The sequence below is a fragment of the Micrococcus sp. iso_26 genome, assembly GCF_056172975.1.
The window spans coordinates 104750-131032 of the sequence record NZ_CM149652.1 but is presented as its reverse complement, the minus strand read 5'-3'; the positions used below and the strand labels follow the sequence as shown (position 1 = coordinate 131032).

The 26283-nt window shown below is 72.4% G+C and carries 24 protein-coding genes and 1 tRNA gene; 7 read left to right on the top strand and 18 right to left on the bottom strand.

Translation table 11 applies throughout. The annotated features are described in order from the left end of the window. Position 1 precedes the first annotated feature (1 nt). The 5 genes from AC0VX0_RS00615 to AC0VX0_RS00595 all read right to left on the bottom strand — a co-directional run bounded on the left by AC0VX0_RS00615 (position 2) and on the right by AC0VX0_RS00595 (position 6649). The gene (locus AC0VX0_RS00615) at positions 2-1756 is read right to left on the bottom strand and encodes a dipeptide ABC transporter ATP-binding protein (protein ID WP_119217611.1); all 1755 of its coding nucleotides are present in this window, start codon (positions 1754-1756) and stop codon (positions 2-4) included. A gap of 2 nt (positions 1757-1758) precedes the next feature. After that, a complete protein-coding gene (locus AC0VX0_RS00610; protein ID WP_036341535.1) occupies positions 1759-2751 on the bottom strand; it encodes an ABC transporter permease in 993 nt (330 codons plus the stop codon). Continuing rightward, complete coding sequence (locus tag AC0VX0_RS00605; protein ID WP_069941074.1) at positions 2748-3752, bottom strand: ABC transporter permease; 1005 nt, start codon at positions 3750-3752, stop codon at positions 2748-2750. Before AC0VX0_RS00605 ends, AC0VX0_RS00610 begins: the two co-directional genes overlap by 4 nt. A 136-nt stretch (positions 3753-3888) precedes the next feature. Next, entirely contained in the window at positions 3889-5571 is a 1683-nt protein-coding gene (locus tag AC0VX0_RS00600; RefSeq protein ID WP_376173710.1) for an ABC transporter substrate-binding protein, read from the bottom strand. A 154-nt stretch (positions 5572-5725) separates the two neighbouring features. After that, positions 5726-6649, bottom strand: a complete 924-nt coding sequence (locus AC0VX0_RS00595) for a glycerophosphodiester phosphodiesterase (protein WP_102708220.1) — start codon at positions 6647-6649, stop codon at positions 5726-5728. Positions 6650-6749: 100 nt separating this feature from the next. Here AC0VX0_RS00595 and AC0VX0_RS00590 point away from each other — a divergent pair, with 100 nt between their 5' ends. After that, on the top strand, positions 6750-8027 hold the full coding sequence (locus tag AC0VX0_RS00590; RefSeq protein WP_002856110.1) for a DUF445 domain-containing protein: 1278 nt from the start codon (positions 6750-6752) through the stop codon (positions 8025-8027). 127 nt (positions 8028-8154) lie between these two features. Here AC0VX0_RS00590 and AC0VX0_RS00585 read toward each other — a convergent pair whose 3' ends face one another. The 3 genes from AC0VX0_RS00585 to AC0VX0_RS00575 all read right to left on the bottom strand — a co-directional run bounded on the left by AC0VX0_RS00585 (position 8155) and on the right by AC0VX0_RS00575 (position 9948). Continuing rightward, on the bottom strand, positions 8155-9054 hold the full coding sequence (locus AC0VX0_RS00585) for a hypothetical protein (RefSeq protein WP_102708221.1): 900 nt from the start codon (positions 9052-9054) through the stop codon (positions 8155-8157). 33 nt (positions 9055-9087) lie between these two features. Then, entirely contained in the window at positions 9088-9813 is a 726-nt protein-coding gene (locus AC0VX0_RS00580) for an alpha/beta hydrolase (RefSeq protein WP_036383543.1), read from the bottom strand. A gap of 62 nt (positions 9814-9875) precedes the next feature. Next, a tRNA-Lys gene (locus tag AC0VX0_RS00575) sits at positions 9876-9948 on the bottom strand. Positions 9949-10106: 158 nt separating this feature from the next. On the opposite strand from AC0VX0_RS00575, the gene AC0VX0_RS00570 reads away from it, so the two are divergent. From AC0VX0_RS00570 to AC0VX0_RS00560, 3 genes are all read left to right on the top strand, one after another. Further along, positions 10107-10781: a hypothetical protein gene (locus AC0VX0_RS00570; RefSeq protein ID WP_041103592.1), complete on the top strand. Its 675-nt coding sequence runs from the start codon at positions 10107-10109 to the stop codon at positions 10779-10781. Between the two features lie 139 nt (positions 10782-10920). After that, a complete protein-coding gene (locus tag AC0VX0_RS00565) occupies positions 10921-11547 on the top strand; it encodes a hypothetical protein (RefSeq protein ID WP_098471078.1) in 627 nt (208 codons plus the stop codon). A gap of 15 nt (positions 11548-11562) precedes the next feature. Next, on the top strand, positions 11563-12588 hold the full coding sequence (locus AC0VX0_RS00560; RefSeq protein ID WP_041103591.1) for an inorganic phosphate transporter: 1026 nt from the start codon (positions 11563-11565) through the stop codon (positions 12586-12588). A 92-nt stretch (positions 12589-12680) separates the two neighbouring features. Here the strand turns inward: AC0VX0_RS00560 and pstB are convergent, their stop codons facing one another. The 4 genes from pstB to pstS all read right to left on the bottom strand — a co-directional run bounded on the left by pstB (position 12681) and on the right by pstS (position 16933). Next, positions 12681-13460 (bottom strand): phosphate ABC transporter ATP-binding protein PstB, encoded by a 780-nt coding sequence (pstB, locus tag AC0VX0_RS00555; RefSeq protein WP_041103590.1) that lies wholly within the window; start codon positions 13458-13460, stop codon positions 12681-12683. Positions 13461-13546: 86 nt separating this feature from the next. Next, positions 13547-14728 (bottom strand): phosphate ABC transporter permease PstA, encoded by a 1182-nt coding sequence (pstA, locus tag AC0VX0_RS00550; protein ID WP_036384203.1) that lies wholly within the window; start codon positions 14726-14728, stop codon positions 13547-13549. Position 14729: 1 nt separating this feature from the next. Beyond that, a complete protein-coding gene (gene pstC / locus AC0VX0_RS00545) occupies positions 14730-15686 on the bottom strand; it encodes a phosphate ABC transporter permease subunit PstC (RefSeq protein WP_044658633.1) in 957 nt (318 codons plus the stop codon). Between the two features lie 134 nt (positions 15687-15820). Beyond that, a complete protein-coding gene (pstS, locus tag AC0VX0_RS00540) occupies positions 15821-16933 on the bottom strand; it encodes a phosphate ABC transporter substrate-binding protein PstS (RefSeq protein ID WP_115165531.1) in 1113 nt (370 codons plus the stop codon). A 226-nt stretch (positions 16934-17159) separates the two neighbouring features. Here pstS and AC0VX0_RS00535 point away from each other — a divergent pair, with 226 nt between their 5' ends. Beyond that, a complete protein-coding gene (locus AC0VX0_RS00535) occupies positions 17160-18329 on the top strand; it encodes an FUSC family protein (RefSeq protein WP_136939889.1) in 1170 nt (389 codons plus the stop codon). An 88-nt stretch (positions 18330-18417) separates the two neighbouring features. Next, positions 18418-19854 carry a DNA repair protein RadA gene (gene radA, locus AC0VX0_RS00530; protein WP_036384198.1) on the top strand — a complete coding sequence of 479 codons (1437 nt, stop codon included), beginning with the start codon at positions 18418-18420 and terminating at the stop codon, positions 19852-19854. Between the two features lie 13 nt (positions 19855-19867). Here radA and AC0VX0_RS00525 read toward each other — a convergent pair whose 3' ends face one another. Then, positions 19868-20731: a hypothetical protein gene (locus tag AC0VX0_RS00525; RefSeq protein WP_036339123.1), complete on the bottom strand. Its 864-nt coding sequence runs from the start codon at positions 20729-20731 to the stop codon at positions 19868-19870. A gap of 41 nt (positions 20732-20772) precedes the next feature. Here AC0VX0_RS00525 and AC0VX0_RS00520 point away from each other — a divergent pair, with 41 nt between their 5' ends. Next, complete coding sequence (locus AC0VX0_RS00520) at positions 20773-21705, top strand: HhH-GPD family protein (protein ID WP_169577770.1); 933 nt, start codon at positions 20773-20775, stop codon at positions 21703-21705. A gap of 37 nt (positions 21706-21742) precedes the next feature. On the opposite strand, the gene AC0VX0_RS00515 is transcribed toward AC0VX0_RS00520, so the two are convergent. The 5 genes from AC0VX0_RS00515 to AC0VX0_RS00495 all read right to left on the bottom strand — a co-directional run bounded on the left by AC0VX0_RS00515 (position 21743) and on the right by AC0VX0_RS00495 (position 26282). Then, positions 21743-22258 carry an amino-acid N-acetyltransferase gene (locus AC0VX0_RS00515; RefSeq protein WP_036314832.1) on the bottom strand — a complete coding sequence of 172 codons (516 nt, stop codon included), beginning with the start codon at positions 22256-22258 and terminating at the stop codon, positions 21743-21745. A gap of 96 nt (positions 22259-22354) precedes the next feature. Beyond that, positions 22355-22537: an Rv0909 family putative TA system antitoxin gene (locus AC0VX0_RS00510; protein ID WP_036339128.1), complete on the bottom strand. Its 183-nt coding sequence runs from the start codon at positions 22535-22537 to the stop codon at positions 22355-22357. Between the two features lie 326 nt (positions 22538-22863). Further along, a complete protein-coding gene (locus AC0VX0_RS00505) occupies positions 22864-25419 on the bottom strand; it encodes an ATP-dependent Clp protease ATP-binding subunit (protein ID WP_102708231.1) in 2556 nt (851 codons plus the stop codon). Between the two features lie 156 nt (positions 25420-25575). Beyond that, positions 25576-25878 carry a histone-like nucleoid-structuring protein Lsr2 gene (locus tag AC0VX0_RS00500; RefSeq protein ID WP_036314827.1) on the bottom strand — a complete coding sequence of 101 codons (303 nt, stop codon included), beginning with the start codon at positions 25876-25878 and terminating at the stop codon, positions 25576-25578. Positions 25879-26042: 164 nt separating this feature from the next. Further along, entirely contained in the window at positions 26043-26282 is a 240-nt protein-coding gene (locus AC0VX0_RS00495) for a hypothetical protein (protein WP_036384193.1), read from the bottom strand. Position 26283 lies beyond the last annotated feature (1 nt).

The following is a 26283-nucleotide window of genomic DNA, read 5'->3' as shown; positions in this document are numbered from 1 at the left end:
CTCAGACGTGGGTGCCGTCCGCCTCGACGGCGATGCCCAGCTCGTTGCCCGGGATCGAGGCGAGCAGCCGCCGCGTGTACGGGTGTCGGGGGTTGGTGAAGACCTCCTCGGAGCTGGCCGCCTCCACCACCCGGCCGTCCTTCATGACGCACACGTAGTCGGAGATGAGCCGCACCACCGCCAGGTCGTGCGAGATGAACAGGTAGCTCAGCCCCAGCTCGTCCTGCAGGCGGCGCAGCAGCGTGAGGATCTGGTCCTGCACGAGCACGTCCAGCGCGGAGACCGGCTCGTCGCACACGATCAGCTCCGGGTTCAGCGCGAGCGCCCGGGCGATCGCCACGCGCTGGCGCTGCCCGCCCGAGAGCTCGGCGGGGTACCGGCGGTGGAAGTGCGAGGGCAGGGCCACCTGGTCCATGAGCTCGAGCACACGTGCCCGCCGCTGCGTGGCGTTGCCCCGCCGGTACGTCTGCAGCGGCTCCTCGATGATCCGGCCCACCGTGAACGAGGGGTTGAGCGAGGAGAAGGGGTCCTGGAACACGGCCTGCACGCGCTGCCGGAAGTCCTTGAGCCCCTCCCCCTTCAGCGCCAGCACGTCCCTGCCCTCGAAGCTGATCTCGCCCGAGGTCGGCTCGATCAGCTTGAGCAGCATGCGCGCCGTCGTCGTCTTGCCGGAGCCGGACTCGCCGACGATCGAGACGGTCTTGCCGCGCGGGATCTTCAGGGAGACGTCCTTCGCGGCGGTGAAGTCCTCGTGCCCGCGCACGGGATAGACCTTGGTGAGGTCGCGGATCTCCACCAGCGGGGTGAGGTCCTGCTTCGCCAGGGCCACCGTGGTGAGGGCCGCGGTGTCGTCCTCGGCCAGTGCGGCAGGCGCGGGATCGAAGGCCTCGGGCAGCAGGCGGGCCGCCGCCACCGACGGCGCGGCCGCCACGAGCGAGCGGGTGTAGGCGTGCTGCGGGTCCTCGAGGATGGCCCGCGCGTCGCCGGACTCCACCACGCGGCCGCGGTGCATCACCACGAGCTGCTGCGCCCGCTCGGCGGCGAGGCCGAGGTCATGGGTGATCAGCAGCACGGAACTGCCGAGCTCGCGGGTCATCTCGTCGATCTGGTCCAAGATCACCTGCTGCACCGTCACGTCCAGGGCGGAGGTCGGCTCGTCCGCGATCAGCAGCTGCGGCCGGCACGCCAGGCCGATGGCGATCAGCACGCGCTGGCGCAGGCCTCCCGAGAGCTCGTGCGGGTACTGCTTGGCCCGCCGCGCGGGCTCGGGGATGCCGGCGCGCTCCATCACCTCGACGACGGCGGCCCCCACGTCCTTCTTCGTCGCCATGCCGTGGGTCAGCAGGGTCTCCCCGATCTGCTGACCCACCCGGGTCACGGGGTTGAGGTTGGACATCGGGTCCTGCGGCACCAGCCCGATCCGGCGGCCGCGGATGCGGCGCATCCGCGACTCGGGCAGGCCCACGAGCTCCTCGCCCGCGAAGCGGACGGAGCCTGCCGTGACCCGGCCGTTGCCGGGCAGCAGGCCGATCGCGGCCATCGCGGTGGTGGACTTGCCCGAGCCGGACTCGCCCACGATCGCCAGCGTGCCGCCGGCCGGGAGCGTGAGGGACGCGCCCTCCACGGCCTGCACGGTGCCCTGCTGGGTGGTGAACTCCACGTCCAGGTCGCGGATCTCCAGCAGGGGGGCGCCCGCCGCAGGGACCGCGGGCGCCGCGCCGGGGCCGGGTGCGCCGTCGTCGTGCTTGGGGTCCATGGTCAGCGCCTCCGGGAGGTCGGGTCGAGGGCCTCGCGCAGGGACTCGCCCAGCAGGGTGAAGCCGAGCGCGGTGATGGCGATGCACAGGCCGGGCAGGAACGCGAGCCACGGGTTGATGCCCAGCTCGGCCTGCGCGTAGGTGAGCATGCGGCCCCACTCGGCGGTCTCGGGGCGGCCGCCGCCGAGGCCGAGGAAGGACAGGGCGGCCGCGTCGATCACGGCCGTGGCCAGGGTGAGCGTGGCCTGCACGATCACGGGGCCCAGCGAGTTCGGCAGCACGTGGGACATCGTGATCCGTCCGCGCGAGAGGCCGAGGGTCTGCGCCGCGAGCACGTAGTCCGACCCCTTCTGCGTGAGCATCGAGGACCGCAGCAGCCGCGCGAACACGGGCACCTGCGCCACCCCGATCGCGATCATCACCGCGAACGGGGTCTGTCCGAGGATCGCCGCGATGGACACCGCCAGCAGCAGGTTCGGCACCGAGAGCAGGATGTCCACGACGCGCATCACGACGGAGTCCACCCAGCCGCCGAACGTGCCGGCCAGCAGGCCGAGCAGCATGCCGCCGGCCAGGCCGAACGCCGTCGAGACGACGCCGATGAGCAGCGAGGCCTGCGCGCCCCAGATCAGCTTGGAGAGCACGTCCCCGCCGAAGCGGTCCAGGCCCAGCGGGTAGCCGGCCACCTCGCCGGGGCCGGGCACGTGGGTGGGGCGGATCTCGCGCATGCCGGGTGTGGCCGTGCCCGCGTACGGGGCCAGCACCGGGGCGAGGACGGCCACGAGCACGAAGAGCAGCACGATCACGGCGCCGGCGATCGCCGCCGGGTTGCGGCGCAGCCGCTGGAACGCGGCGCCCCACACGGAGGTGCCGCGGGTGTCCGCGGCGGCCTCGGTGGTCGCCTGGGTGGCCCCGGCCTCGACGGGCGCCAGCGCGTGCTCGACGGCGTGCTCGGTGGGTCCGCCGCCGGGGCTGGGGGGCAGGTTCACGCTCATGAGACACGCACCCTCGGGTCGATGAGGCCGTAGGAGACGTCCACGACCAGGTTGATCAGCGAGTAGAGCAGGGCGATGAAGATGATGAAGCCCTGCAGCACCGGGAAGTCGAGCTGGAAGATCGCCTGCGCGAGGAACCGGCCGATCCCGTTGAACGCGAACACCGTCTCGGTGAGCACCGCCCCGGAGATCAGCAGGCCCAGCTGCAGGCCGAGCGTGGTGCTCACCGGCAGCAGGGCGTTGCGCATGATGAACCGGTTTCGGATCAGGCGCGGGGCCAGGCCCTTGGCGCGGGCCGTGCGCACGAAGTCCGCGTCCTGCACGTCCAGCACGGAGGCACGGGTGATGCGCGCGATGATCGCCAGCGGGATGGTGCCCAGCGCGATGCCGGGCAGCACCAGGTGGGTCAGCGCGTTCAGGGCCGCGTCCCACTCCGCGGTGATGATGCCGTCCCACACGTAGAAGTTCGTGTAGTGGGTGGCGTCGATCCGCGGGTCCTGCCGGCCGTCCGTGGGCAGCCAGCCCAGCTTCACCGCGAACACCCACTTGAGGATGAACGCCAGGAAGAACACGGGCACCACCACGCCGACCAGGGACAGCACGACGGCGACGTCGTCCTGCCACCGGCCCACATGGCGGGCCGCCCAGTAGCCGAGCGGGATGCCGATGGCCACCGCGAACACGATCGCGAAGACCGAGAGCTCCAGCGTGGCCGGGAAGCGGTCCGCGAACTCCTCGACCACGGACCGGTTCGTCATGGTCGAGGTGCCGAAGTCGCCGCGCAGCAGCCGCCCCATGTAGGTGAGGTACTGCTCGAGCAGGGGCTTGTCGAAGCCGTACGCCGCGTTCACGCGGGCCACGGCCTCGGGGGTGGCGCGGTCGCCGAGCAGGGCGGTGGCGGGGCCGCCGGGCAGGCTGCGGACCCACACGAACAGCAGGACGGACAGTCCGAACAGGGTGGGGATCAGCAGCAGCAGGCGCTTGCCGATGAGTCTGAGCACGAGGGGCCTCCATGCCGGCGCGGGGGCCGGGCCGGTCGGTGCGAGGGACGGGCGGTGGCGGGCGGGCCGGCGACGACGGCGCCGGGGCGCGGCGCCGTCGTCGCCGGTGGGGCGGGTCGTCCCCGGCCCGCCGGGCTCACTCGGTCAGGTCGATCTCGTTGAAGACCTCGTCGTTGACCGGGCTCGCCGGGTAGGAGGCCACGCGCTTGTCGAAGGCCAGCGACGGGGCCGGGTGGGCGAGCGGGACCGCCGGGACGATCTCGGAGATCTGCTCGTTGATCTCCTGGTACTTCGGCGTCTGCTCCTCGAGCGTCGGGATCTGGCGGGCCTCCTCGAGGGCGGAGAACAGCTCCTCGTCGGTGAAGCCGAACTCGGGCTTCTCCTGGCCGAAGAACACGCCCACGAAGTTGTCCGTGTCGTTGTAGTCACCGGTCCAGCCGAGCAGGTGGATGCCGTGGTCCGAGGTGCCCTGCACCTGGTCGAGGTAGTCCGGGCTCCACTTGGCCGGCTTCGCGTTCACCGTGATGCCCACCTCGGCCAGCTGGCTCGAGAGGTTGGAGAACGCCTGCTCGGGGGTCGGCATGTACGGGCGCGAGACGCCGGTGGGGTAGTTGAAGTCGATCGTGAAGCCGTCCGGGTAGCCGGCCTCGGCGAGCAGCGCCTTGGCCTTGGCGGGGTCGTGCTCGTACGTGGTGACGTCCTCGCTGTACCCGTTCACGGACTTCGGGATGAACTGGGTGGCGGGCTCCGTGCCCTCGGGGAGGGTCTGCGCGATGAGGGCGTCCTTGTCGATCGCGTGGGCGATCGCCTGGCGCACCCTGACGTCCTGGAGCTCCTCCTTCTCCTGGTTCAGGCCCAGGTAGAGGATGGTGAACGGGTCGCGGGCCACCACGTTGAAGCCGGCCTCGGACAGCGCCGCGGTGTCCGCGGGGGCCACGAGGTCGTAGCCGTCGATGTCCCCGGCCTCGAGCGCCTGACGGCGGGCCACCGGGTCGTCGATCACGCGGAAGGTGATGTCCGTGACCTCGCCGCCCTCGCCCCAGTAGTCCTCGTTGGCGGTGAGCTTGACGTCCTCGCCCACGCTCCAGGACTCGAACTTGTAGGGGCCGGTGCCGGTGGGGTGTGCCCGGGCGTACTCGGACATCTGGGGCGACTCGGCGGTGCCGCCGACCTCGTCCGCCTTGTACTCCTCGAGCGCCTTCGGCGACTGCATGGCGAAGGCCGGCAGGGACAGGGAGGAGATGAAGCCCGCGAACGGCTGCGCCAGCGTGATCTTCACCTCGTGCTCGCCGGTGGCCTCGCACTCCTGGTAGACGGCGTCCTCGGGCTTGTCCGCGAAGCCGCGGAACAGCTTGCCGTAGTAGTACGAGAGGGTCTCCGACTGCTGGATGCCCGTGAAGTTGTACCAGCGGTCGAAGTTGGCGCACACGGCCTCCCCGTTGAACGGCTCGCCGTCGTGGAAGGTCACGCCCTCCTTCAGCTGGAACGTGTGGGTCAGGCCGTCCTCCGAGGACTCCCAGGACTCGGCCAGCAGCGGCGCGGGGTCCGCGGTGCCCGGCTTCGTGCCCACGAGGCCCTCGAAGATCTGACGGGAGACCCGGAACGTCTCGCCATCGCTCGCGAACGCCGGATCGAGGCTCTTGGGGTCGGAGGAGGCGGCGAAGATGAACGAGCCGTCCACTTGGGCGGCGTCGCCCCCGCCCGAGCCGCCGGAGCCGCCGCCGTCGCGCTGGCTCTGGGCGCAGCCGGTGACGAGCAGGGCGCCGGCCGCGGTGAGCGCGGCGGCGGACAGGAGTCGGTGACGCAGACGGGTGGCCATGGGGGCTCCTCCGGGAGAGGTCTCAGCCGAGACGCGGGTGCGAGGGGACCGCGCCGTCGGGTGTGACCTCGGGCACGCTCCTGGACGTGACTATAGCCACAAGCGCGGGCAGGAACGCAACGCAGGCCGCGTCTGCGCGTGCGGCACGGCGCCCTCAGGCCCCGGTGGGCACCCGCTCCCGACGCGCGGCGGCCCGCTCGCGGACCCAGCGCAGCACGTCCTCCGGACGGTTGGTGGTGAGCTCCTGCACCCCCTGGGCGAGGAGGAAATCGGCGTCCTCGCGCTCGTCGACGGTCCACACCCGCAGCCGCCGCCCCGCCGCCAGCCACGCCTTCACGTCCGCCAGGTGCTCCCGCACGTAGGCCACGGAGGGCCCCGCCATCCCGGCCCGGCCGCGCCAGACGAGCGCCTCGGACCCCGCCAGCGACTGACGCGCCGCCGCACGCACCGCCGCCCGGCTCAGCGGCCCCCGCGCGAGCCGGGTCGGCAGCTCCGTCGGCATGAGGTCCATCAGGGGGCAGAGGGGGTCCGTGCCGGCCAGCGGCGCCACGTGGCGCAGCGCGTCCGGATGGAAGCTCATGAGGGACACCTGCACCTGACCCAGTCGGCCGGTCTCCGGGTCCCAACCGGCCCGCAGCAGCTCCCGCAGCACCCGCTCCTCGAGCTCGTGCCCGAACGGGGAGGGGTGCTTGAGCTCCACGGCCAGGCGCAGCGGCCGGCCCGCGGCCGTCGCGATCGCCAGGAGGTCGGCCAGGGTGAGCACCTGCTCCCCCGCGCCGCCGTACACGGCGAGCGGCGCCGTCGTCGTGGCGGGCTCGGCCCCCGGACGCCGGGCGTGCCACGAGACGACGTCGAGGCCGCGCAGACGATCCAGCGTGTGGTCCGCGACGGCGCCGCGCCCGTCCGAGGTGCGGTCCACGGTGGGGTCGTGCCAGCAGACGACCTCGCGGTCCCGCGTGAGCTGGACATCGCATTCGAGACCGTCCGCGCCCACGGCGAGGGCGTGGAGCATGGCGGCGCGGGTGTGCTCGGGGAAGGCGGCGGAGGCACCGCGGTGGGCGATCACGAGAGCGGGCACGCGGCCAGGCTAGGGAGCGCGAGTGCCGGCCACGTCACCGCAGGGTGCCCGGCTGGTTAACTGGTGGGGACCATTCGGTGCGCGCGATCAGGAGCCTCCCGTGTCCCTCTCCCCCGACCCCGCCCAGCAGCTGCTCAGCGCCGGCGCCCTCGAACGCGCGGCGGGCCTGCGGCGCATGAAGGCCGTCGCCCTGGGGCTGCTCATCCTGCTGGCCGTGGTGTTCGTGGTCGCGTTCCCGTTGCAGGACACCCACCCGGTGTGGGGCTACGTGCGCGCCGCCGCGGAGGGCGGCATGGTCGGCGCGCTGGCGGACTGGTTCGCGGTCACGGCGCTGTTCCGCCACCCGATGGGGGTGCCCGTGCCGCACACCGCCCTGATCCCGCGGAAGAAGGACCAGCTCGGCGCCGCGCTGACCGAGTTCGTGCAGGAGAACTTCCTGGACTCGGAGGTCGCCCACGAGAAGGTCGACGGACTGAAGGTGGCCGAGGCCGCCGGCGGCTGGCTGCGCCGTGAGGAGAACGCGGCCCGCACCGCCCGGGAGATCGCGACGGCGGCCCGGGGCGCCATGGCCGCGGCCGACGACGACGCCGTCCAGGAGCTGCTGCGCCAGCTGATGGAACGCCACATGGTGGCCCCGGACTGGTCCCCCACGCTCGCGGGCGTGCTGGAGGACGTGGTGGCCGGCCGGCACCACGAGCGCGTGGTGGACCTCGTGGTCGCCCACACCGGGGACTGGGTGGCCGCCCATCCCGAGCTGTTCGTCGAGACGGTGCGCCGTCGCTCCCCCGAGTGGAGCCCGGACCTCGTGGACCGCCTCCTCGCCGAGCGACTGCACGCCGAGACCCTCAAGTATCTCGCCGGCATCCGCCGCGACCGGCAGCACGAGGCCCGCCGCGCTGTCGACGACTGGCTCGACCGCCTCGCCGACGAGATGCGGAACGAGCCGGCCACCCGCGCCTCGGTGGAGCGGTTCAAGCGGAACCTGTTCGCGGACGAACGGCTGCGTGCGTGGGCCGGGCGGGCCTGGGTCTCCCTGCGGGACTCGCTCCTGGACGCGCTCGAGGACCCGTCCTCCGACCTGCATCGCGCGCTCGTGGCCGCCCTGCGCGACCTCGGCGCCCGCCTGCAGGAGGACCCCGAGCTGCGCGACCGCGTGGACGGCCACGCCCGCCGCGCCGCGGCCTATGCGCTGAGCTCCTACGGCCCGGCGCTCACCGGGGTGATCGAGGAGACGGTCGCCCGCTGGGACGGCGAGCAGACCGCGCGCACCCTCGAGCTGTTCGTGGGCAAGGACCTGCAGTTCATCCGCATCAACGGCTCGGTCGTCGGCGCGCTCGCGGGACTGGCGATCCACGGGGTGGCCACGCTGTTCCTCTGAGACGCGGCCCCTGCCCCGCACTTTCGAACGTGAAATGGGGCAAATGGACGCTTTCGAACATGAGATAGGGCCTCTCTCACGTTCGAAAGCGCGGGGGCGGGGCCGTCAGGCGGCGGGGGCGGGGCCGTCAGGCGGCGGGCTTGCCCTTCTTCTGCCTGTCGTCCTTCTCGTCCTTGCCGCCGGGCAGGGCGCGACGGATCGCGCCGAAGACGCCGCCGTAGTCCTTGGTGCCCTCCGACTCCCCCGCGGCGCGCCCCTGTGCGGCGCCCTCGCGGATCTCGCCGGGGATCACCATCGGCAGGGGGCCGAAGAGCTCCGCGGCGTTCTCCATCACGGCCTTGCCCATGGCGCGGTTGCCCACGCCGCCGATCACGGCGCCCACGCCGAACGGCACGGCGCGGCCCACGAAGCCGGCACCCTGCCGCAGGAGCATCTTGCGCATGAACGTCCTCTTGAGGCGATCCACCACGAACGCGCTGATGCCGGTGCCCGATGCGGTGCCCGCGAGCGCGTTGAGGCTGGACTGCGGGTCGTAGGGACGGCCGGCCTTGGCGGCGGCCTCGCGGAGCAGCTCCTTGGCGTCGTCGCCGAGCATGAGGCCCATGACGAGGGCCTGGGCGCGCTGCGGGTCCTGCGTGGTGATGCCGTGCAGCTCGGCGAGGGACTGCGCGTAGAGGGCGGTGGCCTCCATGAAGCCGGCGACCGCGACACCGGACAGGCCGAGCGCGGCCACGGTGCCGATGCCCGGGACGATCGCGGTGCCGCCCACGGCGGCACCGGCCCCCGTGACGGTGGTCAGGTACTGCTGCCCGAGCCGCTCGGCGAGACGCTCCGGGCTCTCCCCCGGGTGCTTCGCCGCCATGCGCTGGATGTTCTTCAGGACCAGGGGGCGCTGGACCGCCAACACCGTGGAGAGGGCCTTCTCGAAGCCCTCCGTGGGCTCGCCGTTCTCATCGAGTGCCGACTTCAGCCCGAAGTCCTTCACCTTCCCGGACGCGTACCGGCCGATCGTCGAGTTCTTTGCCATGCGCGCCACAGTATCGGCGCGCGACCCCCGCGGTCAGGACCCGGGCGTCGCCGCGCGCAGGGAGTGCTCGAGGAAGATGCGCACGTCACGGACCTCGTCGGGGCCGGTCCCGTGCAAGATCCCGGGGTAGGTGCGCACGGTCAGGCGGGTGTGCTCCTCGGCCCACGCGCGGGTGTGGGCGACGGCGTCCGGATGGATCACGGGATCCTCGGCGTCCCGGCCCCAGAAGAACGGGCGCGGGCCCGGTCCCTCGGCCGGGGAGTCGAGCATGGCCAGCAGCTCGTTGTCGACGGCGAAGCCGCTCAGGCCCACACCGCAGGTGAACGCCTCGGGGCGCAGACGCAGGACCGTCGTCGCCATGGCCATGCCCTGGGAGAAGCCGAGCACCGAGACCGTGCGGAAGCCGGCCGCCACGACCTCCTCGGCGGAGAGCACGTCGAACACGCGGTGGGCGGCGGCGAGCACCTGGGCGAAGTCGGACTGCAGCAGCAGGTCGAGCAGGAACCAGCCGTGCGCGCCGGGGTCGCCCGGGCCCTCGGAGGCCGTCTCGTCGATCTCGAAGCCGCCGCGCACCGCCAGGCCGGTGCACCGCTCCGGGAGCATCGGGAAGTGGCGGCGCGCCGCGCGGACCTCGTTGGAGCCGTAGCCGTGGAACACGAGCACCAGGTCCGTGCCCGCGCGCTCCGCCGGCGGGCGCGACCACACCACGCTGTGGCCGGAGCTGATCGTCTCGGTGACTGGTGCGGGCGTGGGGCTCATGGCTCCATCCTAGGGAGAGGCCCCTGACCGGGCGTCATGCCTGGTCAGGGGCCGCTCTCCGGTGGGCCCTGCGGGGATCGAACCCGCGACCGGCGGATTAAAAGTCCGATGCTCTGCCAGCTGAGCTAAAGGCCCCCACCCGCGGCCGACGACGACGGCGCGCGGCCGACGACGGCGACCCTCACGGGTGCCCTCCGATGGTAGCCCAGGCGTCCGGGGCACTACCGTGGACGGGGCCGCCGCCTCCGGCGACCACATCCCCACCCCGATGCGCCCTCGAAGGGAGCCCGCCCATGGCACGTCACCGCCTGCCCGCCGGCCGCGGCGCCAGCTCGAGCGCCTCGGGCGTGCTGCGCCCCCACCGGCCCCGCCTCTCGGAACCGCAGGAGCTCACGCACTTCGCCGGCGGCGAAGACCCGCAGGAAGTGGCCGCGGCGGCCTCGCGCCTGGCCCACGCCCTCGTGGCCGGCGGCCGCGCGGAGGAGGACCCGGCCATCGTCGAGCGGCTGGTCGGGCTGGTCCGCGAGCTGGGCGTCGAGACGCTCGCCGAGCTGTGGGCGGACGCCCCGCCCGTCTCGCTCGCCGGCGCCCTGTGGCGCCTGTACGCGCTCCAGGAGGCGACGACCCGCGACGGCGAGCGCTGGGCCGCCTGGTACCGCGCCGGGCATGCCGCCTACGCCTCGCGCGTCGTGGCGGGCGCCGTCGAGCCGCCGGGGCCGGCCGAGCTGCGCCGCCTCACGGACACGATCCTCACGGGCGCCTACCGCTCCGAGATCGACGTCGCGTTCGAGCGCGCCGCGGCCTACGCCCGCGTCGTGGCTCTGGGCCAGGTCGAGCACGCCGAGGGCTCCGAGGCCGCCGCCCCGGACCGCGCCGCCGCCCTCACCCGCCGGGCCGCGCGCCTGGTCAGCACCGCCGACGCCCTGGAGGCGGCGGGTCGAGCGTTTCGGGACGGATCGCTAGACTGATGGGGACGGCGCCGGGCCGCTGGTAACCCCGGGCTCCAACACATAGCCGCTGCGAGCGGCCTTCCGCCGAGAGGCGTTCCCGGTCCGGCGTCGTCGTCGACCCCTTCGCCACCCGTCGACGAGAGAGCGACCGCTGCCCATGTCCCCCCGCATGCCCTGGCTCGTCACGCGCGACACCCCGGCGCTGCGCCACATGGCGGACCTCGCCGAGGCCCTGCACCGGGCGGTGCACCTGGTGGCCCAGGTCGCGGGGACCCGCGGACCCGAGGCGGACCGTGCCGCCCGTGAGCTCGAGGAGCTCGACTCGTCCTCGAGCGCCACCCTCATGGCCTTCCTCACCGCGCTGCGCAGCGCCTACGTGACTCCGCTGCCCCGTCAGGACCTCTACCGGCTGGCCAGCGGCGTGCACGCGGCCACCCGGCGCGTCGTGTCGGCGGGCGTGCTGATCCAACGGGCCGACCTCGAGGAGCTGCCGACGCACGCCCTCGACGTCCTCGAGACCGTGGGTCGTCAGGCCGAGCTGCTCGCCCGCGGCGCCGCCGAGATGCGCGACCTCGACGCCCTGGAGGCCACGTGGATGCAGCTGCTGCGCGCCTCCCGCCGCACGGAGCGGATCATGGTCGAGTGGCTCGCCGATCTCGGCATGGACCTGCTGCAGCGCGACTACAACCGCCAGCGCGAGGTCGCCTGGGCGCTGCACGCGGCGCTCGAGGCTCTCTCCCGCGTGAACATGGACCTGGGCATGGTGCTCGTCCGTGAGTCCTGAGCCGGTGGAGGCGCCGTGACCGCGGGGCTCGCCGTCGTCCTCGTGCTGCTGTGCGCCGTCGGCGCGCTGATGGGGTTCCGTGACGCCCCCAACGCCGCGGCGCTGCCTGTCCGGTACCGGGCGCTGACACCGCGCGGGGCCCTCCTCCTGACCGGAGCGGTCAACACCGTGGGCGCGCTGCTGGGCATCGGGCTCATCACGCTGAGCGTGCACTACTTCACCTCGCCCGCGGTGCGCAGCGAGATCGGCCCCCTGGCCGTGGGCGTGTCCTGCGCGGTGACCCTCGTGTGGGGTCTGCTGCTGTGGTGGCGGCGCCTGCCCGGCTCCAGCACGCACGCGCTGATCTCCGCGCTGGCGGGCAGCCACCTCGCCGTGCGCCTGAGCCTGCACATCGACGTCGCCCACACCATCTTCGACCTCGTCCGCGCCGAGGTGCTGCTCAGCCTGCTGCTCTCGCCCCTGATCGCGTGGGCGCTCGCCCGCCTGCTCACCGCGCCCGCCACGCGGCTCGCCACCCGCGGCACCACGGTCAACGTCCAGCACCGGGCCCGCGTCGCGTTGGGCATCTCCGCCAGCGCCATGGCCATGGGCCACGGCCTGCAGGCCGGTCAGCGCATGGGGGTGCTGTGGGCCGCCGTGCTGGTGGGGTCCGGGTCCGTCCTGGCGCCGGACGCCCTGACGGCCGAGTTCGTGGGGGGCGCGTTCCTGTTCGCCCTCGCGGTCGGGCTCGGCACGCTAGGCGGCGCCTGGCGGATCGCCTGGACCCTCACCGAGCGTCTCGTGCGCCTCGACCCCCTGCGGGCGTCCGTGGCCGCCGTCATCCCCGCGGGCCTGCTGTTCGTCGGATCCCTGGTGTTCCACCTGCCCCTGTCCTCCACCCACACGGCGACGGCGGCCATCGTGGGCGCCGGCCAGACGCAGACCTACGCGTCCGTGCGCTGGCCCACCGTGCTGCGCGTGGTCGGCTGGTGGCTGCTCACGCCGGTGGCCTGCGCCCTCCTCGGCCTCCTCGGCACGCTGGCCCTCCTCCCGCTGGCCTGAGGCCGCGCCCGACGACGACGCCCGGCCCCGCAGACGCCGCGACCCCGCCCGGCGTGCGGCCGGACGGGGTCGGGGACGGAGCGCGGGGCGGCTCAGCCGAAACGGCCGGAGACGTAGTCCTCGGTCTGCTGGCTCGAGGGGTTGTTGAAGATGACGTTGGTGTCGTCGTACTCGATCAGCTTGCCGGGCTTGCCGACGCCCTGGATGTTGAAGAACGCGGTCTTGTCCGCCACGCGCGCGGCCTGCTGCATGTTGTGCGTGACGATGATGACCGTGTACTCCTCCTTGAGCTCGTTGATCAGGTCCTCGACGGCGAGGGTGGAGATCGGGTCGAGCGCGGAGCAGGGCTCGTCCATGAGGATCACGTCGGGCTGCACCGCGATGGAGCGGGCGATGCACAGACGCTGCTGCTGACCGCCGGAGAGGCCGGAGCCGGGCTTGTCGAGGCGGTCCTTGACCTCGTTCCACAGGTTGGCGCCGCGCAGGGACTTCTCCACGAGCTCGTCCGCACGGGACTTGTTCAGGCGGGTGCCGTTGAGCTTGTAGCCGGCCAGCACGTTGTCGCGGATGGACATCGTGGGGAACGGGTTCGGGCGCTGGAAGACCATGCCGATCTGGGAACGGACGCGGACCGGGTCCACACCGGGCCCGTAGATGTCCTCGCCGTCGAGCAGGAGCTGGCCGTCCACGGTGGCGCCGGGGAGCACCTCGTGCATGCGGTTGATGCTGCGCAGGAAGGTGGTCTTGCCGCAGCCGGAGGGGCCGATGAAGGCAGTGACGGAGCGGGGGGCGATGTCGATGTTGACGCCCTCGACGGCCTTGAACTTGCCGTAGAAGACATCGACGTCGACGGCCTGGATGCGCTTGGACATGAGTGGTTCTGTTCCTTCGTGGAAGTCTCTGGGGGGGTGCGACGGGGTCGGGGCCGGCCGCCCGGGGGATTCCGGGCGGCCGGGCCTCACCGGCCCTTCTTGGGGGCGAACGCCTTGGCGATGAACCGTGCCGCCAGGTTGAGCAGCATGACGATGGTGACGAGCAGCAGGGCGGCTGCCCAGGCGCGGGCGGTCGAGGGGTCCGCCGCCGTAGGCGAGGTCGGGGCGACCAGCTGGCGGTAGATGTACACCGGCAGCGCGGTCATCCAGTTGTCGAACGGGTTCCAGTTGATGCTGGTGGCGAAGCCGGCCGTCACGAGGATCGGCGCGGTCTCGCCCGCCACGCGGGCGATGGCCAGGGTGACGCCGGAGGCGATGCCGGAGATCGCGGTGGGCAGGACCACCTTGGCGATGGTCTGCCACTTGCGCACGCCGAGGGCGTAGGCGCCCTCGCGCAGCTCGTTGGGCACCACACGGAGCATCTCCTCCGTGGATCGCACGACCACGGGGATCATGAGCACCGAGAGCGCGATCGCGGCCGTGAGACCCATCTGCACGGACTGCAGTGCGGTGGACTTGCTGCCGGTGACCAGGGTCAGGACCCACGTGATCGCGGCGTAGGCGAAGAGGCCGGCCACGATCGAGGGGATGCCGGTCATGACGTCCACGAAGAACACGATGGCGCGGGAGAACCAGCCGCCGCGGCTGTACTCCACCAGGTAGATGGAGGTGAGCATGCCGATCGGCACGGAGATCAGGGTCGCGATGATCGTGATCACGACGGTGCCGATCAGGGCGTGGCCGAAACCGCCCGCGAGCCCGCCGGCGGGCTTGCCGTCCTCCACCCACGCCGAGTCGTCGATGCCGGTGATGCCCTTCATGTCGTACGCCATGATCTGCGGGTTGGCGATCAGGGTCGGCAGACCGGCGGAGAGGACCGACCACAGCACGGAGACCAGCGGCACCAGGGCCACGAGGAACGCCAGCCACACGAGGTTGCGGCACAGGCCGTCTGCGGCGCGGCGCCGGTTCTCCATCACGCGGGTGGCCACGTAGAGCCCCGCGATGTAGAGGATGGCGGCGATGATCACGAAACCGACGACGTTGAAGGCGCCGCTGAGCAGCACGGTCAGGCCGGCGGCGACGACGGCCGCGGCAGCTGCGACGGCCATCCAGGTCCAGCCGGGCTTCTGACCCTCGGTCAGGGAGTGACGCCGCGGCGTCACGCTGTCCTCGGTGGCCCGGGGAGAAGTCGAGACAGTGCTCATGTCAGTTGGCTCCCGAGAATTCCTTGTGCTTGTTCACGATCGCGCGGGCGATCATGTTCACCGCCAGGGTGATGATGAAGAGCATGAGACCGGCAGCGATCAGCTCGTGCAGGCGCATGTTGAACGCCTCGGGGAAGTTGAGCGCGATCTCCGACGGGATCGTCTGGTTCCTGCCGGACTCCACGAGCGACCAGGAGAAGACGCCGCCGGAGAGCACCATGGTGACCGCCATGGTCTCGCCGAGCGCGCGGCCGAGGCCGAGCATGATCGAGGAGACGATGCCGGCCCGGGCGAACGGGAACACGGTCATCTTGATCATCTCCCAGCGCGTGGCGCCGAGGCCGAGCGCGGCCTCCTCGTGGAGCTTCGGGGTCTGGGTGAAGATCTCACGGCAGAGCGCGGTGATGATCGGCAGAACCATCACGGCCAGCACGACGCCCGAGGTCAGCAGGGTGCGGCCCGTGGTGGTGGCCGAGCCGCCGAAGAACGGGATGAAGCCCAGGTTCTCGTTGAGCCAGCCGTAGATCGGCACCATCAGCGGAGCGAGCGTCAGCCAGCCCCACACGCCGTAGACCACGGAGGGGATCGCGGCCAGCAGATCGATCACGAAGCCCACCGACTGCGCGATGCGCGGGGGCGCATAGTGCGAGATGAACAGGGCGACACCGATCGCGACCGGGGTGGCGATGAGCAGAGCGATGATCGACACCATCACGGTGCCGGCCATGAGCGGCCACACGTACTGGAAGAAGGAGTCCGCAGACACGAGCTCCGCGCCCGGCTGCAGGGCAGGCCATGCCTCCGTCAGGAGGAAGACCGCCACGAAGGCGAGCACGAGCAGGATCAGGACGGCGGCCGCAAGGGCCCCGCCGGAGAGGAGCTTGTCTCCGGCGGCTCCGCGGCGGGGGCCGCGCAGGCTGGACGGCTTCGGTGCCGCCTCGTTGGTGGTTGAGGACACAGTGCCTTCCCTCAGATCGACGTGCGTGGTGATGGACGGGCCGCGACGAACGAGAGCCCTGACGCGGCTTCAGCCGCCGGGCCCGTGGGGCCCGGCGGCCGAAGCGGCGGTGGGTCAGCCGACAAGAAGCGACATCAGCCCTTGACCGAGATGGCCTCGATGCGCTCCATGGCCTTCTTGCGGGTGTCCTCGGAGATCGGGGCGTTGCCCGCGGACTCCTCGGCGGTCTTCTGACCGTCCTCGGACACGACGTACTCGGCGAAGGCCTTGACCTGGTCCACGGTCTCCTGCGACTCGTACTGGTTGCAGTAGATGTGGTAGGAGACCAGCACGACGGGGTACACGCCGGACTCGTCGGTGGCGCGGTCGAGCTCGATCGAGCCGTCCTCCTTGGCCTCGGACTTCTCGACGGTCGCGGCCGCGGCCTCGGCGGAGTACTTCACGTACTCCTCGCCGACCTTCACGGACACGGTGCCCAGCTCGCCCACGGCGGAGGCGTCGGCGTAGGTGATGGCGCCTTCGGTCTGGGAGGCCAGGCCCACGACACCCTTGGTGCCCTGGGCGGACTCGGCGGTGATGTCGGACGGCCAGGTCTCGACCTCGTCGTAGGACCAGGCATCGCCGGCGGCCTCGGTGAGGTAGGCGGTGAAGTTCTCGGTGGTGCCCGAGTCGTCGGAACGGTGCACGACGGTGATCGGGGTGTCGGGCAGCTCGACGCCCTCGTTCTGCGCGGCGATGGCCTCGTCGTTCCAGTTCTTGATCTCGCCGGAGAACACCTTGGCGATGGTCTCGGCGTCCATCTTGACCTCATCGACGCCCGGCAGGTTGTAGGCCACGGCGATCGGGGAGATGTAGGCCGGCACGTGGAACGCGCCCTCGTCGCCGCAGTTCTCCTTGGCCGACTCAGCCTCCTCCTCCTTGAGGGCGGCGTCGGAGCCGGCGAAGGAGGTGGCACCGGCGAGGAACTTCTCACGACCGGCACCGGAGCCGTCCGGGGAGTACTGCACGGTCAGGTTCGGAGCGGTCTCGGTGACGCCCTGGGTCCAGGCGGTCATGGCCGCCTCCTGCGAGGAGGCGCCGGCGCCGACCAGGTTGCCCTGGACCTCGGAGGTGGTGCCCTGCTCGCCGCCGGCGGAGCCGGAGGCATCGGAGCCGCCGTTGCCGCTGTCCGCGGAGGAGCAGGCGGTCAGGGCGATGGCGGCCACGGACAGGAGGGCGGCGGAGCGGCCGAAGCGGAGAGCCTTCACGAAGAGCCTCTTTCAATCGGATGACGACGGTGAGGGCAGAGCGTCCGGCTGGCCCGGTTCTGCACCGCACTCGACCGTACGGTCCAGAGGTGAATCGAGTGCTCGGCCGGGGTGAACAGATGGTGAACTGGAGCGGCATTCGCAGGAATGTGCTGTGCTGTGGGTCACAATGCCTGGTTGAGCCTCGCACGGTGGGGGCTCCGCGGCGTCGGACTAGGCTGGCCGCATGACGGACCGCTTCGCCACCGCCACGGGCACGGTGCCGATGGTCGACCCCCAGACCCGCGGGGAGCGCCTCGGCCGCTTCCTGCGTCGGCGCGCCCGTGCGGGCTGGTCCCGCGTCCGCTCCTCCGTGGGCCAGGCCGCCCTCGTCGCGGTCTGCGCGGTGGGCGCCTACTGGTTCGCGGAGACCGTCCTGGGCCACCAACAGCCCCTGTTCGCCTCCACCGCCCTGCTGATCGCCCTCGGCTTCCAACGGGAGCCGAAGCTGCGCAAGGTGGCCGAGGTCGCCGTCGGCTGCACCGTCGGCATCCTGATCGGGGACCTGCTCATGGTCGGGCTCGGCCGCGGCCTGTGGCAGGCCTCGGTGGTCGTGTTCGTGTCCGTGATGGTGGCCCGGTTCCTGGACTCCGGCGCCACGTTCACGATGCAGATGTCCCTGCAGTCCGTCCTCGTGGTCCTCCTGCCCATCGGCACGGGAGGGCCGTTCGTCCGCAGCCAGGACGCGATCGTGGGCGGCGTCCTGGCCCTGCTCGTCACGTTCCTCTCGCCCCAGGACGTGCGCCGTCCCGCGGTGCGTCAGCTGGGTGGGCTCTACGACTCGATCGCCACGGTGCTGCGCGACCTCTCCCGGGCCCTGCGGGAGGACGACTCCCGCACCGCCTGGATGGCGCTCGTGGCCAGCCGCGGCACGCACACCACGCTGGAGGCGCTGCGCAAGGAGCTGCGCGTCACGCATGAGCAGACCGTGTTCAACCCGCTGCACCGCTCCTCGCGCTCCTTCGTGGACGACGCGGTGAACGCGGCGGACCGCTCGGACCTGGCGGTGCGCTCCCTGCGGATCGTGGCCCGGCGCGTGGTCTCGGTCCTGGACGAGGGCGTGTTCGACGACGACGACCGCGAGCGCCTGGCCGCCTGGTTCGACGACGCCGCGGACGCCGTCGAGATCCTGCACCGCTCCCTCGTGGAGCCGCAGGCCGAGGGCCGCCATCGCTCGCTGTCCGTGGCGCGGGACGCCCTGGGGGCGGCCGCGTCCGCACTGGACCCGCACCAGCTGGGCGGCGGGTCCGTGCACGGCGAGGCGCTCGTGATGCTGTTGCGGCCCATGATGGTGGACCTCATCGAGGCCACGGGCGCCGAGCACGACGAGGCGCGGGCCTACCTGCCCCGCGTCTGAGCCCGACGGCGGCGCGCGGCCCCGGCGGTCGACGTCGGGCCGCCTGCGGGCCGGTTAACACGTCCGCCCCGGATCCTAGAGTGGGCGCATGGCCACCAAGACCGCCCCGAAGCGCGCCCCCGGATACCGCTGCACCGAGTGCGGCTGGACCACCGTGAAGTGGGTCGGACGCTGCGGGGAGTGCCAGTCGTGGGGCACGGTCGAGGAGATCGGCCTGACGTCCACCACCGGCCGCACGCGCGCGGCCACGGTCGCGGAGGTCGCGCCGCGCATCGCGGACGTGGACGCCACGCTGGCCTCGTTCCGCTCCACGGGGGTGCGCGAGCTGGACCGCGTGCTCGGCGGCGGCCTCGTGCCGGGCGCGGTGATCCTGCTGGCCGGCGAGCCGGGCATCGGCAAGTCCACGCTGCTGCTGGACGTGGCCGCCCAGACGGCGCGCGGCGCGGGCGGCGGCGGTCCGCGCTCGGTGCTGTACCTGACGGGTGAGGAGTCGGCGGCGCAGGTGCGCTCCCGGGCAGACCGGATCGGGGCGATCGCGGACACCCTGCGTCTGACGGCGGAGACGGACCTGGGCCGGGCGCTGGGGCAGATCGAGCGGACGGACCCGGAGCTGGTGGTCGTGGACTCCGTGCAGACCCTGCAGTCCACCGAGGTGGACGGGATCGCCGGGGGCGTCAGCCAGGTGCGCGAGGTGGCGGCCAGCCTCATCCGCACGGCCAAGGAGAAGGGGATCACCACGGTCCTGGTGGGCCACGTGACGAAGGACGGGACCATCGCGGGTCCGCGGCTGCTCGAGCACCTCGTGGACGTGGTCTGCCAGTTCGAGGGGGACCGCCACTCACGGCTGCGCCTGGTGCGTGCGGTGAAGAACCGCTTCGGGCCCACGGACGAGGTCGGCTGCTTCGACCTGCGGGAGGACGGCATCGAGTCCCTGGACGACCCCTCCGGCCTGTTCCTCTCGGGCGTCTCGGAGCCGGTCGAGGGCACATGCGTGACGGTGACGCTCGAGGGCCGGCGCCCGCTCGTGGCCGAGGTGCAGTCCCTGCTCACCCCGTCCGCCGGCGGCAGCCCGCGCCGCACCGTCTCCGGCGTGGACGCGGCGCGCGTGAACATGCTCCTGGCCGTGCTCCAGCGCCGGGCCCGTTTCGCCCTCGCCCAGGACGACTGCTACGTGGCCACCGTGGGCGGCGTGCGACTCTCGGAGCCCGCCTCGGACCTGGCCGTGGCCGTCGCCGTGGCCTCGGCGAAGCTCTCGGCCCCCGTCCCGCAGGGGATGATCGCGGTCGGTGAGCTCGGGCTGGCCGGGGAGGTGCGCCCCGTGCCCGGCATCGGGCGACGGGTGCGTGAGGCCGCCCGCCTGGGCTTCACCCGCGCCCTGGTCCCCCGCTCCCCCGAGCCGCTCGGGGACGTCCCGGCGGGCTTCACGGTGGCGGAGGTCGGCTCAATCGGCGAGGCCCTCGCCACGATCCCCACGTGGACCGGCGGCGGCCCGGCCGCGCGTCCGGAGGTCGGCCCCGGCCGCTGACGACGCGCCCGGCTCAGCGGGACGGCGACGGCGACGGGTCGGTGGTCGTGGCCGGTGCCGCGGACGGCGAAGCCGACGCCGATGCTGAGGCGGACGCCGAGGCTGAGGCCGACGCCGGAGCTGAGGCGGACGCCGACGGGGAGGCGCTGCCGCTCGAGGAGGGGGTGGCCGAGGAGGGGGTGGCCGAGGAGCCGCCGTCCTGGGCCCCCGGGGCGAGCTCCTCGAGGATCTTCAGCGCGACGGGGCGGGAGGTGACGTCGCCGAGGCTGACCGTCAGCAGATGGGGTCCGGGCTCCGCGAGAGCGCCGAGTCGGCCGCAGTCCTGGCTCGAGGCACGGCCGGACCAGCGGTACACGGCGGTGAGCTCCTCGTGCGGGTACAGCACCCGCTGGGCCTCCGCGGGGTCCGCCTGGCAGATGCGGGTGGAGAAGACGTCGTCGCCCTCGGCCGTGCGGATCCTGAACTCCTGTCGGGCCGTGCCCACATCCGTGCGGCACGGGGTCGAGGAGAGGTTCGTGATGCCCAGGCGCAGCTCGGCCTCCTCGCCCCGCTGGTACTCGGACCGGTCCGCGGAGGCGGTGATCCGCAGGTCCGAGGGCTGGCACTCGGCCGCGTCCTCGAGGGCCACGGTGGGCGAGGCGGAGCCGGACTCGGCGTCCGTCGCCGGGGCGGGCGACGGGGAGTGCACCGGCGTCGGGGCGGCGGAGGGGTCGGCGTCCTCGGAGGAGAAGGCGCCGATCCCGGCGCGGACGAGCGCCACGACGGCCCACCCCACCAGGAGCAGGAGCACGAGGGCGAGCAGGGCGGCCACGAGCCGCCGGCGGCGGTAGACGGCGGGGGACGGCTTCGACCCGGGGGAAGTCGGACGAGACGGCATGCGATCCAGGGTAGGCGGCGGCGCACCCTACAGTGGACGCCATGCCCGCGCCCGCCCCCCTCGTCCCGCCCACGGTGGACGTGCCGCGCCTGCACGACGCGGTGCTGGGCTGGTTCGCCGTCCACGCCCGGGACCTTCCCTGGCGCAGCCCGGACTGCTCCCCGTGGGGCGTGCTCGTCTCGGAGATCATGCTCCAGCAGACACCGGTCGTGAGGGTGCTGCCCCGCTGGCGGGAGTGGCTGGAGCGCTGGCCCACCCCCGCGGACCTGGCCGTCGCCCCCACCGCAGACGTGCTCACGGCCTGGGACCGGCTCGGCTACCCGCGCCGGGCCCTGCGCCTCCAGGAGGCCGCCCGGGCCGTCGTCGAGCGCCACGACGGCCGGGTGCCGGCCGACCCCGCCGCCCTGCGCGCCCTGCCCGGCATCGGCGAGTACACGGCCGCGGCGGTCGCGAGCTTCGCGTTCGGCATCCCCGAGACCGTCGTGGACACCAACGTGCGCCGGGTGATCGCGCGCGCGGTCGCGGGTGAGGCCCTGCCCGGCAGGTCGCTGACCCGCGCCGAGATGCGCCGCGCCCAGGACCTGATGCCCGAGGACCCTGCCCGCGCCAACGCGTGGAACGCGGCCGTCATGGAGCTCGGGGCCCTCGTCTGCACGGCCCGCTCCCCCGCCTGCGACCGCTGCCCCCTGGCGGAGACGTGCGCGTGGGTCGCGGCGGGCTCCCCGCCGCCGGCGGAGGTGTCGCGCGGCCAGGCCTGGGCCGGCACGGACCGTCAGGTGCGCGGGGCCGTGATGGCCGCCGTCCGCGAGCACGGGCGCGTGGCCGAGGCGGAGGTGCCCGCCGTCGTCGTGACCGGGGGGCGGCTCGGGTCGCACCGCCCCGACGACGCGCAGTGGGCGCGCTGCGTGGCTGGGCTCGTGTCGGACGGGCTGCTGGCCCGGGACGACGACGGCGGCCTCACCTTCCCGGCCTGACCTCGCCGGGGTACGGGGCGGCCCGCGGTGCGGCGGCTCAGAGGCGGCGGATCATCCGCGTGTTGCCGAGCGTGTTCGGCTTGACCCGGGCGAGGTCCAGGAACTCGGCGACGCCCTCGTCCGTGGAGCGCAGCAGTTCCGCATAGACCTCCGGGTCCACGGCGGACTGGTCCGCCATCACCTCGAAACCGTGCCGGCGGAAGAACTCGACCTCGAAGGTCAGGCAGAAGACCCGCTCGACGCCCACGGCCCGCGCACGGTCCAGCAGCTCCTCGATGAGCAGGTGCCCGACGCCGGCCCCCCGGTGGGCCTCCGAGACGGCGAGGGTGCGGACCTCGGCGATGTCCTGCCACATCACGTGGAGGGCGCCGAAGCCGGCCAGGGTCCCGTCCGCCTCCTCGGCGACCACGAACTCCTGGATGGCCTCGTAGTAGGCCACAGCCTCCTTCTGGAGCAGCACGCGCTCCCGCGCCAGTGGCTCCACGAGCGCCTGGATGACCGGGACGTCCTGGGTCCGCGCCGAGCGGAGGGTGAGGGGGCGGTCGGCAGGCATGGGGTCCAGTCTAGGCACGGACATCCCGACCCCGGAGAGACGGGAGCCCCCGTCCCGGCGGACCGGGCGGGGGCTCCCGCGGCGTCGACGGCAGGCTCAGGCCTGCTGCTCGCCCTCGTCCCCGGACAGGAACTTCTCCTGCGCGCCGTCGACACCCTTGTTCACGGTGTCGGCGTGCTCGCCGAGCTTGTCACCGTGCTGCTCCTGAGCGTTGTCCACGGCCTCGTCGATCTTGTCCGAGTGCTGGTTTGCGAGGTTGTTCAGGTCACCGATACCCATGGGCGGCCTCCTTCTTCTCGGGGCTGCTCCGCGGCCGTCCCGGCGAGCGCCGGGTCGAAGCGGAGACAGGACCACCGTCGAGCGGTCACAGACCACGCTGGCACCGATCCCGCCGCGAGGGAACCCCTCTCGTGCCTCCGGGGAGGCGGTCCGGTTCAGCGGTCCTTCGAGAGGCCGTCCTTGATGCCTACGGCGGTGTCGCGGACCTCGGCCCCGGCGTCCCGCGGGGGCACGACGACGGCCCGCCGCCTCCTCCCCGAGGGGAGGAGGCGGCGGGCCGTGGGCACCGGACGCGCGGTCCGGCGTCGTGGGTCAGGCCCCGCGGGTCACGCGGAGCGGTCGGCGTCCACCGGATCGCCGGCACCGGGCTCGAGCTCGGCCAGGTCCGCGCCCTCCAGGGCCTCCCGGCCGCCGGAGAACGTGAACGTCAGCTCGGCGCCCTCCCCCTCGCCCGTGGCGTCCACGGTGATGAGGGAGCCGGCCGGGATCTCGCCGAAGAGGATCTTCTCCGAGAGCTGGTCCTCCACCATCTGCTGGATGGTGCGGCGCAGCGGGCGGGCGCCCATGGCCGGATCGTAGCCGCGGTCCGCGAGCAGATCCTTGGCGGACTGGGTGAGCTCGATGGACAGGTCCTGCTCCGCCAGGCGCTTGCCGAGGCGGGAGACGAACAGGTCCACGATCTCCACGATCTCGTGCTTCTGCAGCTGCGGGAACACGATCACGTCGTCCACACGGTTGAGGAACTCGGGGCGGAAGTGCTGGCGCAGCTCCTCCTTGACCTTGCCCTTCATCCGCTCGTACCCGGTGGTGGTGTCCGTGGCCGACTGGAAGCCGGTCATGACGCCCTTGGAGATGTCCCGGGTGCCGAGGTTCGTGGTCATGATGATCACGGTGTTCTTGAAGTCCACCACGCGGCCCTGCGAGTCGGTCAGGCGACCGTCCTCGAGGATCTGCAGCAGGGAGTTGAAGAGGTCCTGATGGGCCTTCTCCACCTCGTCGAACAGCACCACGGAGAACGGACGGCGGCGGACCTTCTCGGTGAGCTGGCCGCCCTCCTCGTAGCCCACGTAGCCGGGAGGGGCGCCGAACAGACGCGAGACGGTGTGCTTCTCCTGGAACTCGGACATGTCGAGCGTGATGAGCGCGTCCTCGTCCCCGAAGAGGAACTCCGCGAGGGACTTGGCCAGCTCCGTCTTGCCGACGCCGGTGGGGCCGGCGAAGATGAACGACCCCGAGGGGCGGTTCGGGTCCTTCAGGCCCGCGCGGGTGCGGCGGATGGCGCGGGACAGGGACTTGATGGCCTCGTCCTGGCCGATCACGCGGCGGTGGAGCTCGTCCTCCATGTTGCGCAGGCGGTCCGTCTCCTCCTCGGTGAGCTTGAACACCGGGATGCCGGTGGACTTGGAGAGCACCTCGGCGATGAGGTCCTCGTCCACCGTGGCGACGTCGGCGTCCGCGCCGGTGCGCCACGCCTGCTCCTTCTCGCGGCGCTCGTCCCCGAGCTGCTGCTCCTGGTCCCGCAGGCGGGCGGCGCCCTCGAAGTCCTGGCCGTCGATGGCGGCCTCCTTCTGGGTGCGCACCTCCGCGATCCGGGACTCGTAGGCCTTGATCTCCGGCGGCACGGTCATGCGACGGATGCGCAGACGCGCGCCGGCCTCGTCGATCAGGTCGATGGCCTTGTCCGGCAGGTGCCGGTCGGAGACGTAGCGGTCCGCCAGGCCGGCGGCGGCCTTGAGCGCGCCGTCGGTGATGGAGACCTTGTGGTGCGCCTCGTAGCGGTCCCGCAGGCCGCGCAGGATCTCCGTGGCGTCCTCGACGGACGGCTCGGCGACCTGGATCGGCTGGAAGCGGCGCTCGAGCGCGGCGTCCTTCTCGATGTGCTTGCGGTACTCGTCCAGCGTGGTGGCGCCGATGGTCTGCAGCTCACCGCGGGCCAGCATCGGCTTGAGGATGCTGGCGGCGTCGATCGCGCCCTCGGCCGCACCCGCCCCGACGAGGGTGTGGATCTCGTCGATGAACAGGATGATGTCCCCGCGCGTGCGGATCTCCTTGAGCACCTTCTTCAGGCGCTCCTCGAAGTCGCCGCGGTAGCGGGAGCCGGCCACGAGGGAGCCGAGGTCCAGCGAGTAGAGCTGCTTGTCCCTGAGCGTCTCCGGGACGTCGCCGCGGTCGATCGCCTGGGCCAGGCCCTCGACGACGGCGGTCTTGCCGACGCCGGGCTCGCCGATGAGCACGGGGTTGTTCTTGGTGCGGCGGGAGAGCACCTGCATGACGCGCTCCATCTCGCCCGCACGCCCGATGACGGGATCCAGCTTGCCGTCGTGCGCGGCCGCGGTGAGGTTGCGTCCGAACTGGTCCAGCACCACGGAGCCGGCGTTCTGGCCGGCCTCGCCACCCTGGCCCACCCCGGCGCCGGCGGTCTCCTTGCCGCCCTGGGCACCGCCCTGGTAGCCGGAGAGCAGCTGGATGACCGTCTGACGGACGCGGTTCAGGTCCGCGCCGAGCTGCACGAGGACCTGGGCGGCCACGCCCTCACCCTCGCGGATCAGGCCGAGCAGGATGTGCTCGGTGCCGATGTAGTTGTGGCCGAGCTGCAGCGCCTCGCGCAGGGACAGCTCGAGCACCTTCTTGGCGCGCGGCGTGAAGGGGATGTGGCCGGGCGGGTTCTGCTGACCCTGGCCGATGTCCTCCTGCACCTTCTCTCGCACGGCGCCCAGGGAGATGTCCATGGACTCCAGTGCCTTGGCTGCGACGCCCTCACCCTCGTGGATCAGACCGAGCAGGATGTGCTCGGTACCGATGTAGCTGTGGTTGAGCATGCGCGCCTCTTCCTGGGCGAGCACGACCACCCGCCGGGCGCGGTCGGTGAATCTCTCGAACATGGGCACACTCCTTGCGTACGGTCGTGGTCGAGACTACGCACCCGGGCCGCGTGCCGCGCGACTGTTCGCCAGCGGGAGAAGCGGCCCGGCCGTCGTCGGGAGGTGCCGGAACGAGGCCCGGGGACGCCGATCCCTCGACGCACCCGGGCGGGGCGCTCACTTGCGCTTCGCGTTGCGGTAGGCCTCCACCACGTCGCGGTGCAGACGGCCCCGGCTCGAGACCTCGTAGCCGTTCTCGGCCGCCCACTTGCGGATCTGGGCGGCCTCGACCTTGGGCGACGGCGGCGCCACGGCGCGGCCCTTCTTCATGTAGGGCTTCAGGAACTCACGGAGTTCCGCAGCGTGCTCCTTCGACAGGTCGATCTCGTAATTGCGACCGTCCAATGCGAAGTTCACGGTCTCATCTGCAGGCGAACCGTCAAGATCATCCACGAGGACCACTTCTACCTTCTGTGCCAACGGTGATTCCCACTTTCTTCTCTCGTGCGCGTGTCCCTGGGTTCCGGTCTTCGCTCTCGGGGTTCTTTCCCGCGTGCTCACGATTCCGGCCGTGCACTTGTGGTGATTCAAGAATACCGCAACAAAGCCGGGCAGAAGGATTCTTCAACGCCGGGGAAGGAATCTCACCGGGCGCGGTCCTCCGGATCAGCCCCCGGCCCTCCCTCGGCTCGGCGTCGGGCCGCCCACTCACGGGCCTCGGCCTCCTCGCGGGCCGCCCGCGCGTCCGCGCCCGAGAGCCGGCGGGCCTGACTCTCGCGCTCGCCCGTGTCCGAACGCAGCAGGGAGCGCATCACCAGCCAGAAGATGAGCCCGAGGCCGATCGAGGGGGCGAGGACGGAGAAGTAGTCCCAGAAGTCGGCCATG

What these genes read in the sequence shown, in the direction of transcription:
- AC0VX0_RS00615 (WP_119217611.1), bottom strand. Translation starts at nt 1,756, where the DNA reads ATGGACCCCAAGCACGACGACGGCGCACCCGGCCCCGGCGCGGCGCCC.
- AC0VX0_RS00610 (WP_036341535.1), bottom strand. Translation starts at nt 2,751, where the DNA reads ATGAGCGTGAACCTGCCCCCCAGCCCCGGCGGCGGACCCACCGAGCAC.
- AC0VX0_RS00600 (WP_376173710.1), bottom strand. Translation starts at nt 5,571, where the DNA reads ATGGCCACCCGTCTGCGTCACCGACTCCTGTCCGCCGCCGCGCTCACC.
- AC0VX0_RS00585 (WP_102708221.1), bottom strand. Translation starts at nt 9,054, where the DNA reads ATGGCAAAGAACTCGACGATCGGCCGGTACGCGTCCGGGAAGGTGAAG.
- AC0VX0_RS00580 (WP_036383543.1), bottom strand. Translation starts at nt 9,813, where the DNA reads ATGAGCCCCACGCCCGCACCAGTCACCGAGACGATCAGCTCCGGCCAC.
- AC0VX0_RS00570 (WP_041103592.1), top strand. Translation starts at nt 10,107, where the DNA reads ATGGCACGTCACCGCCTGCCCGCCGGCCGCGGCGCCAGCTCGAGCGCC.
- AC0VX0_RS00565 (WP_098471078.1), top strand. Translation starts at nt 10,921, where the DNA reads ATGTCCCCCCGCATGCCCTGGCTCGTCACGCGCGACACCCCGGCGCTG.
- pstB (WP_041103590.1), bottom strand. Translation starts at nt 13,460, where the DNA reads ATGTCCAAGCGCATCCAGGCCGTCGACGTCGATGTCTTCTACGGCAAG.
- pstA (WP_036384203.1), bottom strand. Translation starts at nt 14,728, where the DNA reads ATGAGCACTGTCTCGACTTCTCCCCGGGCCACCGAGGACAGCGTGACG.
- AC0VX0_RS00535 (WP_136939889.1), top strand. Translation starts at nt 17,160, where the DNA reads ATGACGGACCGCTTCGCCACCGCCACGGGCACGGTGCCGATGGTCGAC.
- radA (WP_036384198.1), top strand. Translation starts at nt 18,418, where the DNA reads ATGGCCACCAAGACCGCCCCGAAGCGCGCCCCCGGATACCGCTGCACC.
- AC0VX0_RS00525 (WP_036339123.1), bottom strand. Translation starts at nt 20,731, where the DNA reads ATGCCGTCTCGTCCGACTTCCCCCGGGTCGAAGCCGTCCCCCGCCGTC.
- AC0VX0_RS00520 (WP_169577770.1), top strand. Translation starts at nt 20,773, where the DNA reads ATGCCCGCGCCCGCCCCCCTCGTCCCGCCCACGGTGGACGTGCCGCGC.
- AC0VX0_RS00515 (WP_036314832.1), bottom strand. Translation starts at nt 22,258, where the DNA reads ATGCCTGCCGACCGCCCCCTCACCCTCCGCTCGGCGCGGACCCAGGAC.
- AC0VX0_RS00510 (WP_036339128.1), bottom strand. Translation starts at nt 22,537, where the DNA reads ATGGGTATCGGTGACCTGAACAACCTCGCAAACCAGCACTCGGACAAG.
- AC0VX0_RS00505 (WP_102708231.1), bottom strand. Translation starts at nt 25,419, where the DNA reads ATGTTCGAGAGATTCACCGACCGCGCCCGGCGGGTGGTCGTGCTCGCC.
- AC0VX0_RS00495 (WP_036384193.1), bottom strand. Translation starts at nt 26,282, where the DNA reads ATGGCCGACTTCTGGGACTACTTCTCCGTCCTCGCCCCCTCGATCGGC.